General features: G+C 60.2%; 17 protein-coding genes and 2 pseudogenes. 6 read left to right on the forward strand and 13 right to left on the reverse strand.

Annotated features, from left to right (window positions below; all coding sequences use genetic code 11):
• Positions 1 to 179: 179 nt before the first annotated feature.
• Positions 180 to 1,373: a sugar transporter gene (locus ACTV8E_RS17245; protein ID WP_443200288.1), complete on the forward strand. Its 1,194-nt coding sequence runs from the start codon at positions 180 to 182 to the stop codon at positions 1,371 to 1,373.
• Between the two features lie 39 nt (positions 1,374 to 1,412).
• On the opposite strand, the gene ACTV8E_RS17250 is transcribed toward ACTV8E_RS17245, so the two are convergent.
• Positions 1,413 to 1,778 (reverse strand): hypothetical protein, encoded by a 366-nt coding sequence (locus ACTV8E_RS17250; protein WP_443200289.1) that lies wholly within the window; start codon positions 1,776 to 1,778, stop codon positions 1,413 to 1,415.
• Positions 1,779 to 1,940: 162 nt separating this feature from the next.
• On the opposite strand from ACTV8E_RS17250, the gene ACTV8E_RS17255 reads away from it, so the two are divergent.
• Both ACTV8E_RS17255 and ACTV8E_RS17260 read left to right on the forward strand, forming a co-directional pair.
• Entirely contained in the window at positions 1,941 to 3,884 is a 1,944-nt protein-coding gene (locus ACTV8E_RS17255) for an alkaline phosphatase family protein (protein ID WP_443200290.1), read from the forward strand.
• 69 nt (positions 3,885 to 3,953) lie between these two features.
• Entirely contained in the window at positions 3,954 to 4,751 is a 798-nt protein-coding gene (locus ACTV8E_RS17260; protein ID WP_443200291.1) for a dienelactone hydrolase family protein, read from the forward strand.
• A 186-nt stretch (positions 4,752 to 4,937) separates the two neighbouring features.
• Here ACTV8E_RS17260 and yegS read toward each other — a convergent pair whose 3' ends face one another.
• Positions 4,938 to 5,849: a lipid kinase YegS gene (gene yegS / locus ACTV8E_RS17265; RefSeq protein ID WP_443200292.1), complete on the reverse strand. Its 912-nt coding sequence runs from the start codon at positions 5,847 to 5,849 to the stop codon at positions 4,938 to 4,940.
• Between the two features lie 232 nt (positions 5,850 to 6,081).
• Here yegS and ACTV8E_RS17270 point away from each other — a divergent pair, with 232 nt between their 5' ends.
• On the forward strand, positions 6,082 to 6,633 hold the full coding sequence (locus tag ACTV8E_RS17270; RefSeq protein WP_251836587.1) for a glutathione peroxidase: 552 nt from the start codon (positions 6,082 to 6,084) through the stop codon (positions 6,631 to 6,633).
• 63 nt (positions 6,634 to 6,696) lie between these two features.
• On the opposite strand, the gene ACTV8E_RS17275 is transcribed toward ACTV8E_RS17270, so the two are convergent.
• The 6 genes and pseudogenes from ACTV8E_RS17275 to ACTV8E_RS17300 all read right to left on the reverse strand — a co-directional run bounded on the left by ACTV8E_RS17275 (position 6,697) and on the right by ACTV8E_RS17300 (position 12,693).
• Positions 6,697 to 7,287 carry an NAD(P)H-dependent oxidoreductase gene (locus tag ACTV8E_RS17275; protein ID WP_443200293.1) on the reverse strand — a complete coding sequence of 197 codons (591 nt, stop codon included), beginning with the start codon at positions 7,285 to 7,287 and terminating at the stop codon, positions 6,697 to 6,699.
• Positions 7,288 to 7,470: 183 nt separating this feature from the next.
• Positions 7,471 to 8,163 carry a GNAT family N-acetyltransferase gene (locus ACTV8E_RS17280; RefSeq protein WP_443200294.1) on the reverse strand — a complete coding sequence of 231 codons (693 nt, stop codon included), beginning with the start codon at positions 8,161 to 8,163 and terminating at the stop codon, positions 7,471 to 7,473.
• A 256-nt stretch (positions 8,164 to 8,419) separates the two neighbouring features.
• Positions 8,420 to 9,289, reverse strand: coding sequence for a methyl-accepting chemotaxis protein (locus ACTV8E_RS17285; protein ID WP_443200336.1), 870 nt, complete (start codon positions 9,287 to 9,289; stop codon positions 8,420 to 8,422).
• A pseudogene (locus ACTV8E_RS17290) lies at positions 9,275 to 10,342 on the reverse strand (methyl-accepting chemotaxis protein); the annotation flags it as partial. The gene ACTV8E_RS17285 and the pseudogene ACTV8E_RS17290, both read right to left, overlap by 15 nt.
• Before the next feature lie 184 nt (positions 10,343 to 10,526).
• Positions 10,527 to 11,828 (reverse strand): SLC13 family permease, encoded by a 1,302-nt coding sequence (locus ACTV8E_RS17295; RefSeq protein WP_443200295.1) that lies wholly within the window; start codon positions 11,826 to 11,828, stop codon positions 10,527 to 10,529.
• 31 nt (positions 11,829 to 11,859) lie between these two features.
• A complete protein-coding gene (locus ACTV8E_RS17300; protein ID WP_443200296.1) occupies positions 11,860 to 12,693 on the reverse strand; it encodes an amidohydrolase family protein in 834 nt (277 codons plus the stop codon).
• A 212-nt stretch (positions 12,694 to 12,905) separates the two neighbouring features.
• Between ACTV8E_RS17300 and ACTV8E_RS17305 the strand changes: the two genes are divergently transcribed.
• Positions 12,906 to 13,643 (forward strand): GntR family transcriptional regulator, encoded by a 738-nt coding sequence (locus tag ACTV8E_RS17305; RefSeq protein WP_443200297.1) that lies wholly within the window; start codon positions 12,906 to 12,908, stop codon positions 13,641 to 13,643.
• 434 nt (positions 13,644 to 14,077) lie between these two features.
• Here the strand turns inward: ACTV8E_RS17305 and ACTV8E_RS17310 are convergent, their stop codons facing one another.
• Both ACTV8E_RS17310 and ACTV8E_RS17315 read right to left on the reverse strand, forming a co-directional pair.
• Positions 14,078 to 14,608, reverse strand: a complete 531-nt coding sequence (locus ACTV8E_RS17310) for an REP-associated tyrosine transposase (protein ID WP_251836594.1) — start codon at positions 14,606 to 14,608, stop codon at positions 14,078 to 14,080.
• A gap of 279 nt (positions 14,609 to 14,887) precedes the next feature.
• Positions 14,888 to 15,565 (reverse strand): hypothetical protein, encoded by a 678-nt coding sequence (locus ACTV8E_RS17315; RefSeq protein ID WP_443200298.1) that lies wholly within the window; start codon positions 15,563 to 15,565, stop codon positions 14,888 to 14,890.
• A gap of 81 nt (positions 15,566 to 15,646) precedes the next feature.
• Between ACTV8E_RS17315 and ACTV8E_RS17320 the strand changes: the two are divergent.
• Positions 15,647 to 15,817: pseudogene (locus tag ACTV8E_RS17320) on the forward strand (helix-turn-helix domain-containing protein); the annotation flags it as partial.
• Between the two features lie 264 nt (positions 15,818 to 16,081).
• Here ACTV8E_RS17320 and ACTV8E_RS17325 read toward each other — a convergent pair.
• The 3 genes from ACTV8E_RS17325 to ACTV8E_RS17335 form a co-directional block, all read right to left on the reverse strand.
• A complete protein-coding gene (locus ACTV8E_RS17325) occupies positions 16,082 to 16,948 on the reverse strand; it encodes a hypothetical protein (protein ID WP_443200299.1) in 867 nt (288 codons plus the stop codon).
• 67 nt (positions 16,949 to 17,015) lie between these two features.
• Positions 17,016 to 17,192, reverse strand: coding sequence for a hypothetical protein (locus tag ACTV8E_RS17330; protein WP_443200300.1), 177 nt, complete (start codon positions 17,190 to 17,192; stop codon positions 17,016 to 17,018).
• Positions 17,193 to 17,297: 105 nt separating this feature from the next.
• Complete coding sequence (locus tag ACTV8E_RS17335) at positions 17,298 to 18,548, reverse strand: ribonucleotide-diphosphate reductase subunit beta (protein WP_443200301.1); 1,251 nt, start codon at positions 18,546 to 18,548, stop codon at positions 17,298 to 17,300.
• Positions 18,549 to 18,663 lie beyond the last annotated feature (115 nt).

Here is an 18,663-nt window from a genome sequence, read left to right on the forward strand (position 1 = left end):
CCCGCTGCCGTTGTGGTGGGCCATCGCGAGGCATAGAATTCGCACGTTTTCAGGATGCCCCCTCGTTCTCCTGAGTCCGTTGCCCTGGCGATCCTGCCTGCGGTTGCCTGGATTCCTGCGATGCGCGCGCGTGCCCTGGTTTTCTTCTGGCTCGATCCGCCTGGTTTTGATTTGCCTCCATGACGACTACCGTGAATGCCGCCCAAGGCGGTAGCTGGCTCAGCGTGGCCGCGCTGGCGCTGGCCGCGTTTATTTTCAACACTACCGAGTTCGTGCCGGTCGCATTGCTCAGCGATATTGGCCACAGCTTCGAGATGCCGACCGCCCAGGTTGGGCTGATGCTCACGGTGTATGCCTGGATCGTGGCGCTCACCTCGCTGCCGTTGATGCTGCTGACGCGCAGCGTCGAACGACGCAAGCTGCTGATCGGCGTATTTGCGTTGTTTATCGTCAGCCATCTGCTCTCCAGCGTGGCCTGGAGCTATGAGGTGCTGGTGCTGAGCCGCACCGGCATCGCCTTTTCCCATGCGGTGTTCTGGTCAATCACCGCCTCCCTGGCGGTGCGCGTGGCCCCGCCAGGCAAGGCCGCCCAAGCGCTGGGCCTGTTGGCCACGGGCACCACGCTGGCCATGGTGCTGGGGATTCCGTTGGGGCGGGTGGTCGGTGAAATCCTCGGCTGGCGCATGACCTTTCTGGCCCTCTCGGGGCTGGCGTTTCTGACCCTGCTGTGCCTGGCGCGCACCTTGCCGCTGCTGCCCAGTCAGAATTCCGGCTCGCTGCAGAGCCTGCCGGTGCTGTTCAGGCGTCCGGCGCTGGTCTCGATCTATGTGCTGACTGCTGTGGTCATCACCGCGCAATTCACCGCCTACAGCTACATCGAGCCGTTTGCCCGGCAGGTGGCGCAGCTCAGCGGCAACATGACCACCTTCATCCTGCTGCTGTTCGGCGGCGCGAGCATTTTCGGCTCGTTGCTGTTCAGCCGTTACAGCAGCCGCTATTCCCAGGGTTTTCTGTTCGGCGCCATCCTTGCCCTGGCGCTGTGCCTCTTGCTGCTGTTGCCGGCCGCCGGCTCAGTGCTCGGCATTTGCGTACTGAGCGCGGTGTGGGGCATCGCCATCTTGTGTTTCAGCCTGTCCCTGCAATCCAAGGTGCTGCACCATGCCTCGGACGCCACCGATGTAGCCATGTCGCTGTTCTCCGGCATTTTCAACGTGGGAATCGGCGCCGGCGCGTTGCTTGGCAGCGTGGTCAGCCAACAGTTGGGCCTGGCGAACATTGGCGTGGTCGGCGGCGTGCTGGCGGTGGTTGGTCTGGTGCTGTGTGGCGTGACGATGCTGCGCTTCGGGAACGCCGCAAGGGCGGTGCCGGCCTGATCGCTTTACGGCTCCAGCGTCTTGTGCAACGGCGCGGTGTTACTTGAAGGCACCGCCCAACATGACGCAGCCGTTGGGCAGATCGATCATGGGATCATGTTCGTAGTAGTAGGCCGTGATCGGCTTGCCGAAAAGCCCTTTACACGAGGCCTGGTAGCCGGCCGGGCAGGAGGAGAGATAGGTTATTTTTGCAGCCGTGGCGCCGAGTGCCTCGGCAGTCTTGGAAAGACCGTCGCACATTTTCTTGAGCTCAGTTTCACTCAGCTCGTTGGTATGGATGCAATCCTTGACCCGCATGGTGCCTGCGCTGCCTTCCATCAGGCAGGCAAAATCCTTGGCAACCGCGCCGGTGGCGACGATGGCAAGCCCCAGAATCCCTACGTACGCATATAAAATCCGTTTCATCTACGCACCCAATCCGTCGGTTAGCAATCTCTTCAACCTAGATCCGATTGGTTGAAACTCAAGCACGAAGCCAGATGCAATGACGCCCGGCAGCGACACAGTAGGTGTCGACGCTGTCACACTATGCCTCCACTCGCTCGACCCTCCGTTAGCTACGCGCATATGCCATTCCAGATTGATTCCGCTGTTCATTCCGAAATCCTGCCTGCTGTTCTCGCGGGTCCGTTGTTGCGTCGTGCCGAGCCGGGTCGCCTGGTGTTCTGGTTGGTGGGCTCGCGCCCGCTGCAGCTTGGCCTGCTGCTCGAAAGCGCCATGAACGGCGCGCAACACATCGCACTGGACGAGACCAACTGTAACCAGGTGCAGATCGGCCGCGAGGCGGTGCTGCACCTGATCGACGTCGCGCTGGACGAGCCACTGCCCACCGACTGTCTGATCGGCTACGACCTTATCCTGCACGAAGCCGGGCAGGCGGAGCGGGGCATGGCCGACTGGGCGCCGCACCTGCTGCATGAGGGCACGGAGCGGCCCAGCTTCGTCATCAAGTCGCGGCTGGACCGCGTGTTGCACGGTTCGTGTCGCAAGCCACACCACGCGGCTAAGGACGGCCTGCTGTGTGTCGATGAACTGCTCGGTCAGCACCTCGATAACCCGCAAGGCCACCCGGCGCTGTTGTTGATGACCGGCGATCAGGTGTACGCCGACGATGTTGCCGGGCCGATGCTGGTGGCCATTCATGCGCTGATCCACCGGCTGGGGTTGTATGGCGAGCAGCTTGAAGGCGCGGTGGTGGCTGACAGCGAGGAATTGTTCCGCCACCCGGCCACCTATTACCGGCGCGAGGATTTGCTGCCGGCGTTCAAGTCCAACGAGGCGCTGCGCGAGCGCTTCTTTGGCGGGGTGGAAAAACCGGTGTTCACCACCGCCAACGGGCACAACCACCTGATCACCTTCGCCGAAGTCATGGCCATGTACCTGCTGGTCTGGTCGCCGGTGTGCTGGACACTGATCGCGCCCGTCATACCGAACTCGCTCACCGCCAAGCAGGCCGAACGGTACCGGCGCGAAGAAGGGTGCCTGCAGGCCTTCCGGCAAGGTTTGCCACGGGCCGCCCGAGCGCTGGCCCATATGCCGACGCTGATGATCTTCGACGACCACGACATTACCGACGACTGGAACCTCTCCGCACGCTGGGAAGAGACCGCCTATGGTCATCCGCTGTCGCGGCGGATCATTGGTAATGCGCTGCTCGCCTACCTGCTGTGCCAAGCCTGGGGCAACCAGCCCGAGCGGTTCACCGAGCTGCTGGCACAGACGCAGCAGTTGATGGAGGTGGTCGACGGCACCGGGCTGGACCGCGCACATCAGGATCGGCTGATCGAAGCTCTGCGTCACTTCCACGGCTGGGGTTACGAACTGGCCACCGAACCGCCGCTGGTCGTGCTGGACACCCGCACCCGTCGCTGGCGCAGCGAGCGCAACCTGAGCCGGCCCTCGGGCCTGATGGACTGGGAAGCGCTGAGTGAATTCCAGCAGCATTTGCTGGACCATCCGGCCGTGCTGATCGTGTCGCCCACACCCATGTTCGGGGTCAAGCTGATCGAGGCGGTGCAGCGCATCTTCAGCTGGGCGGGTCATCCGCTGCTGGTCGATGCGGAAAACTGGATGGCCCACCGCGGCGCCGCCCACGTGATGATGAATATCTTCCGCCATTCACGCACGCCGGGTAATTACGTGATTCTTTCAGGTGATGTGCATTATTCGTTCGTCTACGAGCTGCACATTCGCGCCCGCGAGACAGGCCCGCAGCTCTGGCAGATCACCAGCAGCGGGATAAAGAACGAATTCCCCCGGCGTCTGCTCGACTGGTTCGACCGCCTCAATCGCTGGCTCTACGCGACGCATTCACCGCTGAACTGGCTGACCAAGCGCCGTCGGCTGGAAGTGGTGCCGCGCGTGCCTGACCGCAGCCAGGCCGGCGAGCGCCTATGGAATGGCAGCGGCATCGGGCTGCTGGTGCTCGACCCCAGCGGCAGGCCGGCTGAGATCTTTCAGCTGAACGCTGATGGTTCACCGCCGACGGCTTTTCTCACCTCACGCGAGTAAGCCGCGTTCTTCGGACTGTGACATGTGGCAGCAGCTACTGTTGTGGGCAAACTCAATGGAGAATTGCAGATGAGCCCAACATTGCTTCCCTCGGTCCTGGCCTTGTCTCTCGCCATGATCAGCATTGCCGACGCGGCGGTGGTGGCCAAGCCGGTGGTCTATGAGATTGATGGCGAAACCTTCGAGGGCACGCTGGTCTACGACGATGCGGTGACCACCCCGCGCCCGGGGTTGATCATGGTGCCCAACTGGCTGGGCGTGACCGACCGTGCGACCGAGAAAGCTGCGCGTGCGGCCAGTGACAAGTATGTGGTGCTGATTGCCGACCTGTATGGCAAGGCCATCCGGCCCAGCAATCCCGATGAAGCCCGGGCCGCCGCCACGACCCTGCGCGCGGATCGCCCGCTAATGCGCAAGCGCACCCAGGCAGCCGTCGATGCCTTGAAAGCCCAGGCCGGTACAGTTGCCCTGGACAGCCAGAAACTGGGCGCCATCGGCTTCTGCTTTGGTGGTGGGGCCATTCTGGAACTGGCCCGCTCAGGTGCTGACCTGAACGCCTTCGTCTCCTTCCATGGCAACCTCGACACGCCCAACCCTGCCGATGCGCGCAACATCAAGGCACCGGTGCTGGTGCTGCACGGCGCCAACGACCCCGGCGTGCCGCAGGAGCAGGTCGACGGCTTCATCGCCGAGATGAAGGCCGCCACCCATGTCGATTGGCAACTGGTCAGCTACGGCGGCGCGGTGCATTCCTTCACCGACCCCTACGCCAACGTACCAGGGCGCAACGAATACCACCCGATCGTGGCTGAACGGGCGTTTCAGGCGATGAATGATCTGCTGGATGAGGTGTTTCAGGCGCCGTGAGCGTGACGGGTCGATACGCGTGAGCCCATTGAAAAGAGGGTGCTGCCGACAGCTTAGGCAGGAAGCCCGAGTGCGGCTGCGTGCTTTGCCCTGGCCAGTGGTGCTGGAGAAAGCGACGCGAGCGCCAGACACGCTTCTGTTTACAGAGGCGAAACGCGGCTTCACTGAGCCAGGCGAACGCAGGCTTTACACGCCCTTTCGCGCAGCGCTCAACAACGGCGAACCAACCGGCAAGTGAACTGCCAATGCCTGCGGGCGGACGCTGAAGCGCAGGCGTTCGCTTTGCATGGGCTCGCCGTCCAAGTTCAGGTCCAGGCCTTCCGGGGCTTCCACATCGACCCACGCAAGGCGCGCACTGACGGACACCGACTCCAGGCCGAGGATGCCGCCGGACAACAGCGTCGTCAGGGTCTGCGAAAGATCCTGCGGTGCCGGGATGATGCAGATATCCAGCAGGCCATCATCGACCAGCGCCTGCGGACACAGCAGATGCCCACCGCCCGCCTGGCGGCCATTGCCAATCCCTAAGGCGACGAATTCGCCTTCCCAGGTGAAATCGGGTCCGCTGAAGTGGCCGAATGCGGAACGCACCTCGCTGAAGCGGGTCAGGCCGGTGAGCAGGTAAGCTGCGCCGCCCAAGGCTTTTTTCAGGTCTTCAGAGGTGTTAGCGGTAATGATCGAACCAAAACCGCCGGTGGCCATATTCAGGAACCAGCGTCCCTCGGCTTCGCCCAGGTCGATGCGCACCGGCGCGACCTCCAGCAAGTCCAGCGCCGTTGCAGGCTCCAGCGGCACCTCAGCAGCCCGGGCGAAATCATTGGCGGTGCCCAACGGCAGCAGCGCCAGGCTGGCGTCAGCCTCGAACTCGACCATGGCCTCGATCACCTCATGCAACGTGCCATCGCCACCGCCGGCGATAATCACCGGATACCCCGCCTGCACCGCCTCCTGCACGAGGCGCCGAGCATCGCCTTCTTCCCAGGTCAGTCGCACGGCCAACTCCCAGCCAGCGTCACGCCGGGCCTGTACCGCGGCGCGTACTTCCTCGTTCAAGGCCTGCTTGCCATGCAGGATCAACCATGCGCGACGCGTGTCCATAGGGTGACGCTCCTAGCCGTGGTGTTCGCTCCATGGCATTGGAAGCGTGGCGGGCAGGTAAGTTTCTGGAGTGGGGTGGCCATCCGGGGGCAGGAACGCGGTGTGCATAACCCACCCGTAGGGGACGCCCGGGCCTGCTTGGCAGCGCAGTGATTCCGGGCCGCACGGGCATTGCCCCAGCTCCTATGCACGCGTAGCGTAAGCCGGACTCACCACTGACGGGACATCCACCATGAACTGCCGCGCTTTGCTCGTGCCACTTATGCTTGCTGCGCTTGCCGGCCCCATATGGGCTGCCGAGTGCCCGGCGTTGCTGCAGGGCGAACTGCCCAAGCTGCGCGCCAAGGACAGTATCGACCTGTGCCAGCGCTTTGCGGGCAAACCGCTGGTGGTGGTCAATACGGCGAGCCATTGCGGCTTCGTGGGTCAGTTCGCTGGATTGGAAACGCTCTACCAGCGCTACAAGGAGGATGGCCTCGAAGTGCTCGGCGTGCCGTCGGATGACTTTTTGCAGGAGGCCGACGACTCCGCCGAAACCGCCGAGGTCTGCTACGTGAACTATGGCGTGACCTTTGCCATGACCGAGCCGCAACGGGTCACCGGCGCGCAGGCCATTCCGCTGTTCAAGCACTTGACCGAGCAGACCGCCGCCCCGCGCTGGAACTTTTACAAGTACGTAATCGACCGCCAGGGCCAGGTGGTCGGGCGTTTCTCCAGCCGCACCAAACCCGACGCTCCCGAGTTGCTCAAAGCGGTTGAGCAGGCGATTGCTTCAAGGCCCTGACGATCAAGCCATCGGCGGTGCTGATCCGGTGGACAAGCAGCGCGTTGTCCACCGAGCCACGGCCTAGCCGCGTGCCTGAAACACCTCGGCCAGGTGTTGCTGGTAGCGGGCGACATCCCGCTCGATGTTCGGCTGTTTGATCACGTCGGTGCACAGGAAGGTCGGCAGCGCGCTCATGCCCAGGAATTCGTTGGCCTTGTGGAACGGGAAGTAGACGGCGTTCACACCCTTGGCTTCAAAGAAATCGCTGGGGTCGTCGAAGGCTTGCTGCGGTGCGTTCCAGGTCAGCGACAGCATGTAGCGCTTGCCCTGGACCAGACCGCCGCTGCCGTACTTCTGCGAGGCGTCCGAACGGGTGCGGCCGTCGCTGGCGTAAAGGCTGCCATGACCGGCAGTGAAAACCTCGTCCAGATACTGCTTTACGGTCCAGGGCGCGCCCATCCACCAGCCGGGCATTTGGTAGATCACCACATCGGCCCAGAGGATTTTTTGCACCTCGGATTGCACGTCGTAGCCGGCATCGATCTCGGTGGTCTTGATGTCGAACCCGGCGCGGTCAAAGAAGGCCGCCGCCGCGTCATGCAACGTACTGTTGTACTGGCCCTTGGAATGAGCGAATGGTTTACCGCCGTTGAGGAGTAGAACGTTTTTCATGGGCATCTCGTCAAAATGGATGGCGGCAGATTAGCGGCGCGCAACCGCATGAAACAGCCTGGGATTGGCAAATGATTGTTGACTGAAAGGCATGAGTTTCCGGGGCAGGCGCACGCAGCGGTGTCGTAGGGCGGCCGCCAGTGGCGTCGAAAAAACGGCGAGGCTGCCCGCAGAATCCTTGTATCAATGCAGGCGCGGCGTCTGCCGTTCGGCCACATACGCCTGGGCCTGGCGGGCCAGCTGGTCGAGCAGACGGTCGCGTTTTCTCTCGGCGTCGCCCATGGCCTTCTGACCGTGCTGTTTCAGCAGGTAGGTGTGAATCTGGCGTACTTCGGTGGAGCGGTAGATCGGTTCCAGATCCTGCACGGCCAGGGCGCCTGGGCTGGCTTCGCGGCGGGTGTTCATCAGCACCTGCGGGCCGTGGGCGGCGAGGGCTTGAAAGCCCTGCGCCTCGAAGAACGGCGCCTTGCCGGCCACGCATGCCACCTGGGCATGGGGATAGCGGGCCACCATTTCCGCCACCATGCCACTGCCGATCCCATTGCGGCGATGACTGGCCTGCACCGCCAGGTACACCAGAGCGCAGGCGTCCGGGTCATCCACATAGGGCAGATACAGAGCAAAACCCAGCACGCGGGCCGGGTCTTCATCGTCCAGTGCCAGCATCAGCTTGGGCTTGCCGGGCTGGGCGCCGTCCATGCTCTTCAGGTACAGATGAACCTCGTAGCCGACCACGTATTGATACAGCTGAAACAGTGGGTTGCTGGGCGTCAGCGATACCGGGCTGATGTCGCTCAGGTAATCCACCACCATCTGCAGCACCTGGGCTTTCAGGGATTCAGGCGGCGGGGTGTCCAGGTGGGCGAGGGTAAACATGAAGGGCGGCGGCTCCGGGTCGGTACGGCAAAGGAAGCATTGTACCGGGCGTTCAGGCAGCACAGTTCGTAGGGTGGAAAACCGCGAAGCGTTTTCCGCCACGGTGTGCAGGCATTACCAGTGGACGCCGTAGCGTCAAGGGCTGCATTCCCACGCGGAGCATGAGAACGATCAATGGTGGCAAGCTGCGCGTTGACCACCCTACGAATCCGCCATGCCAGCTCGAACCCGTAGGGTGGAAACGACCTCAACAGCCCTAGATACGGAAGCGACTGACCATGGCCTGCAGTTCGTTACCCAGGCGGGCCAGTTCGATGCTTGAGGCAGCGGTCTCATCGCTGGACGTAGCGGTCTGCTCGGCGATGTCACGCACGCTGATCACGCTGCGGCTGATCTCCTCGGCCACGGCGCTTTGCTCTTCGGCGGCGGCGGCGATCTGTTGGTTCATCGCCTGGATATTCGAGACCTTGGCGGTGATGTGAGTGAGCGACAGCCCGGCCTTACGGGTAAGTGCGACGCTGCTTTCGGTCAGGCTGTGGCTATTGTGCATCGCACCGGCGACCTGTTGCGTTCCCTGATGCAGCGCGGCGACCAGCTGTTCGATTTCTTCGGTGGAGTTCTGCGTCCGCTGTGCCAGGCCACGCACTTCGTCGGCCACCACCGCGAACCCGCGTCCCGCTTCACCCGCACGGGCTGCCTCGATGGCCGCGTTGAGCGCCAGCAGGTTGGTTTGCTCGGCCACAGTCTTGATCACGTCCATGACGCTGCCGATGCGTTTGCTTTCCGATTCCAGCTTGGCCATGGCGTCGGTAGAGCGGAGCATCTCGTCGGACAGGCGCTCGATCTGCTGGATAGCTTCGCTGACCACCGCGTCGCCCGCGCGGGCTTCGCGATCGGCATCGCTGGCCGCTTGGTAAGCATCCTCGGCATTGCGTGCCACTTCCTGCACCGTGGCGGACATCTCGTGCATGGCCGTGGCGGCCTGGTCAGTTTCGACCTTCTGAGCGTTCATGCCGACGCTGGTCTGCTCGGTCACAGCTGACAGCTGCTCGGCAGCACTGGCCATTTGCGTGACGCTGTCGCGAATGCCCCCGATGAGCTCGCGCAGGGTCGCCGCCATGCTCATCACGCCCTGCTGCAAGGCGCCAATTTCGTCTTTACGGGTAATGTGGCGCTGGTCGGTCAAATTACCCGCGGCGATATTCCTGACCACCGCAAGCGTCGCGGCCAGGGGATGGGTGATTTGCCGTGTAATCTGCCACGCAGCGAAGAGGCCGATCAGCAAGGCCAGGGTCGCAACCGTGAGCTGGGTGAGTCGAGCTTGCGCAATATCTTCCTCGAGTAACGCGTCCTGGGCTTGGGCCAATGCCTTGCCGAGACGGTTGATCTCCGTGGTCTGATTCGCCATTTCCTGGCGTGCCGTGGCAATCGCCTCGGTCTGGGCCACGACGGCCTCGAGTGCGACCAGGTAACCGTCGAGTGCTTGTTTGGTGACTCCCACTTGAGTGGCGAAATTCCCTCCAAGTACCTCTTGCACGCGTGCGGCCGATTGCCGAGCTCGCTCAATCTGCTTTTCGACCTGAGCCGCGACTGCGGCGGTAGGCGTTATGTTGTAGCCGCGCATCTGGTAACGCACCAACTGCCAGTTCATGCGCAGGTCGGAAATCGCCTCGAGCCCGGCATAGCGATTGCCATCAGAGGCCGAGAACTGCTCCACCGCCTTGCCCATATCGTCGATGGGCTTGCTGGCCAATGCCGCCTGCTTACCCATGTCGGCGCGGGCAGCGGTGCCTGCGGCATAGGCGGCACGCATCTTCTGCAGCGAGGCGCGGGTGAGCTGAATCTGCTCGGCTTGCTGGCGCAGAAACGCCACATTTTCGGGCCGAGTGAAGTTTGGCAGGATCTCGTTGAGGCGCTGCTCAAACCCTGCCAGCGTACGGTCCACGGTCTCGGCCGATGTCACATCACCGTTGTCGAGCATGTACTGTAGGCGGGTGACTCTCAGCTCGGCCAGCGATTCGTTCAGCGAGGCAATCTGCTCCAGCAGCGTGCTGCGGCGCGTTACATCACCCAGGCTGAACCAGCCGGAAACGGCCAGCGCAGCGGTGAGTAAAAGCACCGAGCCAAAGCCGATGGCCAGCTTCTTGGTCATGCTGAGGTCAGCGAACCATTCTTTCATCCGATTTCTCCTAGCCCTGAATGGGCTGCGGTGCCGAGGCGCTGACAGTGCGGCCCCGGTGACATCACTCAGGTGCGGCAACGCCCAGGGCCATTCCAGAGAGGATCGGCATGGCCTTGGGCGGAGACGATTTCCACGTGCGTCGACGCAGTAGCCTGGCGCGAGGCTCAGGCTAATCGCGGGCTCAATACACGAAGGTCAGCAGCACGTTGAAGATCAGCGCCGCGACGAAGCCCAAGGGCGCAGCGCGGAGCAGCAACTGCGGAAAGAGCGAGGCGCGGCTTTCTTCCGTGGGGCAGGCGCCGAGGATCAGGCTGCCGCCGGAGGAGAAGGGCGAGATCGAGGTGGCCTGGGAACCGACGACGATGGCGATGAACAGAATCATCGGATCGAGGCCCAGTGTCGAGGCAATCGCCGGCACCATCGGGAACAGGGCCGGGGTCACAACGCCGAGGGTGCTGGCAAACAGCGACATGAACGCCGCCACCACACCGAACACGACCGGCACCATAATCGGCGGAATGCTATTACCCATCCACGATGCCAACAGGTCGATGGTGCCCGCCTTGATGGCAACCGAAATGAGCATGCCCACACCGCAGATCATGATGAGCGTGGCCCAGGGCACCGAGGCCATGGCCTTGCGCTCGTCGCCCAGTTTCAGCAGCAGCGCGATGACCGAGAACAGGCTGGCAATCAGGCCGATGTCCATCTTCGCGTTGATGAAGCTGACCGTGGCGTTGTCCGGCAGGATGATGTTGGCAATAGGCGCCGCGAGCACGATGGCCATCATCAAAAGGGTCAGCCACAAGGTCATCTTTTGTTCGCGGTTGAGCGGCGTCGGCGCGGTCGCCACGTAGGCCGAGGCCTTCATCGCCTTGCCATGCCCGGTCATGAACACCAGCACGGAAATCACCACCAGCGGAATCACCAGGGTACTGACGAAGATCCCCGCTGCGTTGATGAAAGCCTCGTTTTCCGGGATGCCGGCGTTCACCATCAGGCCGCGGAAAATAATACCGCTCTGGCTCGACACGAAGTTGGCCCCGCTCAGCGCGCCATAGTTGACCGCCATCCCGCCAGTAATCAGGCTCATGCCGGTGCGCTGACAGAGCAGCAGGGTGATGGGAGCCATGAAGGCCAGTACGGTGTAATACCCCGCGCCCATCGCCGAGATGGCCGTCGCGGTGAAGAACACCGCAAACGGCAGCAACTGCGGCACGGTCCGGCATTGATAGATCAGGTGTTCGGCCAGCTTCTCCAGCGTGCCGTTGACGGTGGCGAAGCTGTAGAACAGGCAGACCGAAAAGATCACGAAGAAAATCTTCAGCGGCCACATGCCGATGATTTCGGACGGGCTGAGACCCATGCCGAAACAGCCAATCAGGTAGGCGAAGGCGATGGCGAACAGGCCGATATTGATCCGGGTCTTGTAGCCAAGGGCGACGGCGACGACGATCGCCGCGACGACGAGCATGCTCATCATGTGAGTAGAGTCCTGTTGTTATTTTGATTCGTTAGCGGGAGACGTCGAAGCCGAACAGCTTCTTCGGGTTAATCATCAGCACCTGGTCGCGCTCGCTGGCGTCCGGGAGTAACGCCCCGATGAAGGCGAACTGCTGGTCATAATCTGTGTGTTGCTCAAACTGGGTATTCGGCCAGTCGCTGCCCCACAGGCAGCGGTCGAGGCCGCCGCTCGCCTGGCGAGTCTGTTGCACTAGCCAAGCTGCCTGGGCTAAGTCGGATTGGCTGCGATAGGCCGCGGACAGCTTCAGCCACACGCGCTTGTCAGCCAGCAATGCGAGAAACGCCTGGTGGTTGGGGTTGTTTGGGTCGATGCCACCAGCCGGCAGCCCGAAATGGTCGATCACCACGTTGACGCCACTGGCCAGGATCGACGGCACGATCAAAGCCAGGTCATCGATGCTGCGTTGAATCTCCACTTGCCAACCGCGCGGGGCCAGCCGCTCGAACAGCGCGGTCCAGGCGGGGCCGCTGTAATCGGCCAGTGCCTTGCCCACCAGGTTCAGGCGGATGCCGACCACGCCCGCGTTGTCCAGTGCGTCCAGTTCCTGGTCGCTGACATCCGCATCGACCACCGCAACGGCGCGCAGCCGCTGTGGAAAACGCCGTAGCGCATCGAGCATGAAACTGTTGTCGGTTCCCAGAAAACTCGGCTGGATCAACACCCCGTGGGAGAGGCCGTTGCGGTCCAGATGGTCGAAGTACTGCTCCACCAGCGCATCGTAATGCGGGCTGTAACGACGGTTGGGCACCATCGGCAAGTCATGGCGAAAGATATGGGCGTGCGTGTCGACGCCCGTGAGGGCAGGCGGGTGATGGGCTGTCATAAACAAGGTAACCCTGGTCGATTGTTGTGAGGCAAACCGCCGGTGGGGTGCATGGCCTCGGTTGCGAAGCCCTGCGATCGGTAGGTGCCATTATTCGAGTGATCATGTAGTCATATATATGAATAGATGACCATATATTCGAAGATGGATATCTGTCAATCACTGGGTCGGTGCTAAAGTGGCTTGACGTGTGTGGACCTGGATCGATCGATATGAACGCCCCGACACTTGGATACGACGAACGCCTGCCGCTCTATCAGCGCCTGCGCGAAGAAATGCTGGCCAAGATCGCCGCCGGCGAATGGACGCCGGGGGCGGCCATTCCCACCGAAGCGGAACTGACCAAACTCTATGGCGTGGCCATCGGCACCGTACGCAAGGCGGTGGATACGCTGGTCAACGAAGGGCTGCTGTTGCGCAGCCAGGGGCGCGGCACCTTTGTGCGCCGGCCCAACTTCGAGGCGTCGCTGGCGCGCTTCTTTCGCCAGGTGGATGCCAACGGCGGCCGCGAGATTCCCACCAGCCGAATCCTGTCCAAGACGTTGCACGAGCCATCCCAGACGGTTGCCACCGCCCTGGAGCTGCCAGACGGCGAACAGGTCGTCCACATAAAGCGCCTGCGCATGATTGAAGACCGCACGCTGTTCCACGAAGAAATCTGGTTGCCCGCGTCACGCTTCGGCGCGTTGCTGGATATCGACGCTGAAGATTTTGGCGAACTGCTCTACCCGTTTTATGAAGAGCAGTGCGGCCAGCGCATCGCCTCCGCCAAGGAAACCCTCACCGTCGGCGCAGCCAGTGGCGCCATGGCCAAGACCCTTTCGGTTGCCGAGGGCTCACCGGTGGTCACCATCGAGCGTACGGCGCTGGGCTACGATCGCTCCCCGCTGGAATACCGCCTGTCCCGCGCCGGGGCCGAGGGATTTCGGTACCAGATCGATATTTCCTGAGTGCGCGCGGTTCGGTGATGCGGAGATTGATCGTTCCCACGCGGAGCGTAGGAACGGTCAACGAACACAGCAGGTAACGCTCCGCGTCACGTTTGTAGGGTGGAAAACCGCGAAGCGTTTTCCACCAGCAACCCAACTCACTCCCCGTAGCCGTTTTCATCCAACGATGGGTCGTCGCACCAGTTCTCAGCGTAAATGCCCCTCGCCACAGCCCGATGAAAGCTGGAATAGGGCCAATCCGTAGGGTGGAAAACCGCGAAGCGTTTTCCGCCAGCAACCCAACTCACTCCCCGTAGCCGCTCTCATCCAACGATGGGTCGCCGCACCAGTTCTCAGCGTAAATACCCATCGCCACAGCCCGATGAACTCGAATAGGGCCGTGTTTCAGTTCGTAGGGTGAAAAACCGCGAAGCGTTTTCCACCAGCAGCCCAGCTCACTCCCCGTAGCTGTTCTCATCCAACGATGGGTCACCGCACCAGTCCTCAGCGTAAATACCCATCGCCACAGCCCGATGAAAACTCGAATAGGGCCAATCCACCAATCGTTGCACGTGGCCGTGTTTCAGTGGGTTGTAGTGGATGTAGTCGAAGTGGCGTTGATAGTCCTCTTCGTCACGGATCAGGTGTTCCCAATAGCGCCGCTGCCAGATGCCTCGCTCGCCGCGTCGTTGTTGCGTTGCGGTGAGCGTCTCGGTGATTGGCAGACGTTTGGCGAAGGCGAATTTAATCACCTTCCAGCGCAGTGCGAAGTTGGCATCGCCGGGCGGTAGCGTCCACAGGCAGTGCATATGTTCGGGCAACACTACCCAGGCATCGATATGGAAAGGATGACGAGCTTTGGTGGCCCGAACCGTATCGCGAAGCAACGCGACTTCGCGGATCAGTAAATCACTGCTGCGGTTATGCAGATTCACGGTGAAGAAATAGGTGGCGCCAGGCACCCGGGCACGGCGGTAGTCGGGCATGACGTCTCGTCCTTGAGCATGCGGGGATTGCAAACATGGTGGACAAGCTGCGCGTTGTCCACCCTACGAATCCGCCATGCCAGCTCAAACCCGTAGGTGGAAAACCGAGAAGCGTTTTCCGCCGTGGATCTCCAGGCTATTGGCTGCCGCGGTTACGCAGATTACGCATGGTGGACAAGCTACGCGTTGTCCACCCTACAAATACATCACTCCGCTGCTATCCCGAACGTAGGGTGGAAAACCGCGAAGCGTTTTCCACCATGGATACAAGCTACTGGCTCAACCAGTGACGCTCGATTGATCAAACTGAACCGCTGAAACGACGGGTTGTGCCGATAGCTCGGCGCGCTCGGCAAGGCCGAGGTTGTCACGTCCTTGAAGGTAGGTCTTGGTCATTACCGCCCAGCGCAGTGGAAACTCGGCCACTAGGGTCAGGCTGCCCACTTCGGTCTGCACGCAACCCAGCTCGTTGCCTGCGTACTCCACCGCCTCGTCGATTGCCCGACGCCAGCGCTCATCGGTGAAACCGACTCCGAGCAGAATGGAGCTGCCGGTGGCTACTGACTGGTTGCTGGCAAGCAAACGCGACATATACCAGAAGTCATCCGAGGCACTGAGCATCATCTTGCCCTGGTTGGTATTGGCGAAAGGGACCTTCAGTTCGATGTAGTGAAAGCCACGAGCACTGGCCTCGCGCACCCACAGGTCGCATTGCTTGGTGTCTCGATCCATTTGGCTGCGCCGCTGGTCCAGCCAGACCTTGTACTCGAGGCCGATATCCTCGTTGTCGGGCTCCAGTTCGTATTGCGCAATCAGCCAAAGATAGAACTCGATTTTCAGCCAGCCTTCGAAACCATTTTTCAGCTGCGACAGTCGCTGCAGATCGGCAGTACGGCGGATACTCAGGTCGTCCAGGAAGACCTTGAAGGTTGCGGTAACGTTGTGAATGCCGGGCATTGGAGTCCTTATATGTTCGGCTTGTGGCGGCTGCGAAAAAAGGCAGGTTTAAATAAATCTGTCCCCTTTAAAATAATCGCCATCGCCGCCTGGCGCCGGCATCTGGGGCTGACCCAGGCCGAGGTGGCCGAGCGCCTCGGCATCTCGCAGCCCGCCTATGCGCAGCAGGAAACCGCCGAGCGCCCCCGCAAGGCGACGCGCGAGCGAATCGCAAAGGCCTTGGATATTCCGGCGCCGCTGCTGGACCTGTAAACCCCGCGCAGCACGCCGAACGAGCTGCCCAAGCCTTCAAGTCAAATGCGAAAGTTCCGGGGATAACGCCATCGGCTGCCCAGCGCTTTGCGTGTGGCAAGGTTTGAGAGGCGGGCAAAACGGGGTGGATTTAAAAAATCTGTCCCCTTTTTCCGTGAATGCCGGGCATTGGAGTCCTTATATGTTCGGCTTGTAGCGGTTGCGAAAAAAGGCAGGTTTAAATAAATCAGTTCCCTTTTAACTTTTGTTCCCGTTTTCTTTTTATCAGCCCTTGGAATGGGTGCCTAGGCTAGTTGCATCATTTGTATTTGGTACGGGGCATATTAGCTGTCCGTTGCAGATTTTATTAAGCTCTTCGTCGGTAAAGCGAGAGAGTATATGAAGCCCCATATCATTTATCATCGCTGCTATGCTTTCATTTATGATGAAGATAATTTCTTCTTGGTTTTCTGATTCTATTGGAAGGCCGTATATTTCGGTAAATGTTTTCAGTAGGGCATTCTTGCGCTCTATTTTGCTTTGTTTTACTTCTTCAGTGCTGGGTATGTCTAGAATGATGTATTCTGTTTTTTTCTTGTTGGTCTCTATTGCGTCCTGGTAATCATTGAATTTGTCCCTGTACAAGAATCTTATTTCTGTAATTATTTTTTTGTCTTTGCAGTTGGCGGGGTAATAAACTGCTTTGCTAAATAGTGCGTCTTTTATTTTTATTGGTGTGTAATAGGTGTTTTCATTGAATTTTTCTTCAGGGTACTCCGTTGAAATTTTTTTGTACTCCGAAAACAGGCTGAGGTTCCTCAGTCCTTTTGGGATTGGTGTGTCTTTAGAGAATCTGTCTTCGTTCTTGTATTTCTCTACATCGCTTTTTAATGAGCTGATTTCAGAGTCTTGCTTGCGTATGGCTTCTGCCTTTTCGGCTAGCTCGTTTTCAAGATTAAGAATTTGGGATCTATGGCTTTCTTCCTTTTTTGTTAGGTTCTCCCTGTGAGTTGCTAGATGCTGTTCTAGGTTTTTAATTTTGTTTATATTTTGCTTTTCAATGATGGGGGAGGCGACGGTAATGAAAAATGCGGCGGTAGATGCAGTTGCAATGGCTGCGATTGCAATAGGATGGCTTTTCCAATCTTTCATCTTGACTTCCTATATTGAAATTACCGCGCCGGCCAAGGGTTTCGGGTAAAAAGAGGGTGAATTTAGATTAAATAAAAGTATGTGCAGGGATCTTGGCTTTTTTCAGCAGCTCTTGCCAGATATGCGCAGTTGAGCGGTGCAGATAATAAATATATTCGAAGCTCTGAGTTATTTTTCTTGTTTCATAAATAGTCTTTAATTTGTTCTGCAAATCTCTAGTTGTTTTGTTGGTAGTCTCAGACATTTGTCCTCCATAAAAAACCCCGCACTACGCGGGGCTTTTTATTCAGGTCATCCCCTACATCCATGGCGGGCGTAGGTCAAACCGTATCGCAATATCAGGGTGCCATCAATCCCACGAAAGCGCTCCACCGGTCTGATACTCGATGACGCGGGTTTCGAAGAAATTCTTCTCTTTCTTGAGGTCCATGATTTCCGACATCCATGGGAACGGGTTGGTGGTGCCCGGGTACTCTTCCTTCAGGCCAATCTGCGTCAGGCGGCGGTTGGCGATGAATTTGAGGTAGTCCTCCATCATCGCGGCGTTCATGCCGAGCACGCCACGGGGCATGGTGTCGCGGGCGTATTCGATTTCCAGTTGGGTGCCCTGCAGGATCATCTGCGTCGCTTCGTCCTTCATGGCGTCGTCCCACAGGTGCGGGTTTTCGATCTTGATCTGGTTGATCACGTCGATGCCGAAGTTCAGGTGCATGGATTCGTCGCGCAAAATGTACTGAAACTGCTCGGCGGTGCCGGTCATTTTGTTGCGGCGGCCCATGGAGAGGATTTGGGTAAAGCCGCAGTAGAAGAAGATGCCTTCCAGCACGCAGTAGTAAGCGATCAGGTTGCGCAGAAATTCCTTGTCGGTCTCCACCGTGCCGGTGTTGAACATCGGGTCGGAGATCGAGCGGGTGTACTTGAGACCCCAGCTGGCCTTTTTCGCGACGCTGGGAATCTCGTGGTACATGTTGAAGATCTCGCCTTCATCCATGCCCAGCGATTCGATGCAGTACTGGTAGGCGTGGGTGTGGATCGCCTCTTCGAAGGCCTGGCGCAGGATGTACTGGCGGCATTCGGGGTTGGTGATCAGGCGGTACACGGCCAGCACCAGGTTGTTGGCGACCAGGCTGTCGGCGGTGGAGAAGAAGCCCAGGTTGCGCTTGACGATGCGGCGCTCGTCTTCGGAGAGGCCGTCCTGGCTTTTCCACAGGGCGATGTCGGCGGTCATGTTGACCTCTTGCGGCATCCAGTGGTTGGCGCAGCCGTCGAGGTATTTCTGCCAGGCCCAGTCGTACTTGAAGGGCACGAGCTGGTTGAGGTCGGCGCGGGCGTTGATCATTTGCTTGTCGCCGACTTGCACGCGGGCGGAGGAGCCTTCCAGCTCGTCGAGGCCTTCCTGGATGTCCAGTGCGTTCAGCGCGGCCTTGGCGCGGGCCACGGCGGCGGAGTCGTCGGCGGCGACGGCGCGGGCTTGCTGCACGATGCCGGCGGCCTGGCCGTCGAGGTGTTCAAGGCCCTGTGCGGCGGCGTTGGGTGCGCTCGCCGGTTGGGCGGGGGTTTGGCCTTCTTCGGGCTTGTCGAATTCGTCCCAGCTCAGCATGGCGGTTTCTCCTGATTGGGGACCGGGACATGGCCGGTCGATAGTGTTCGGGTGGCTTTTGGGTGTGTACGCAAAAGCGCGAATTTTTATGGGCGGCGGGGTGGCGCCCATTGGT

This window comes from Pseudomonas sp. B392_1p (genome assembly GCF_052245235.1).
Classification (GTDB): domain Bacteria; phylum Pseudomonadota; class Gammaproteobacteria; order Pseudomonadales; family Pseudomonadaceae; genus Serpens; species Serpens gallinarum.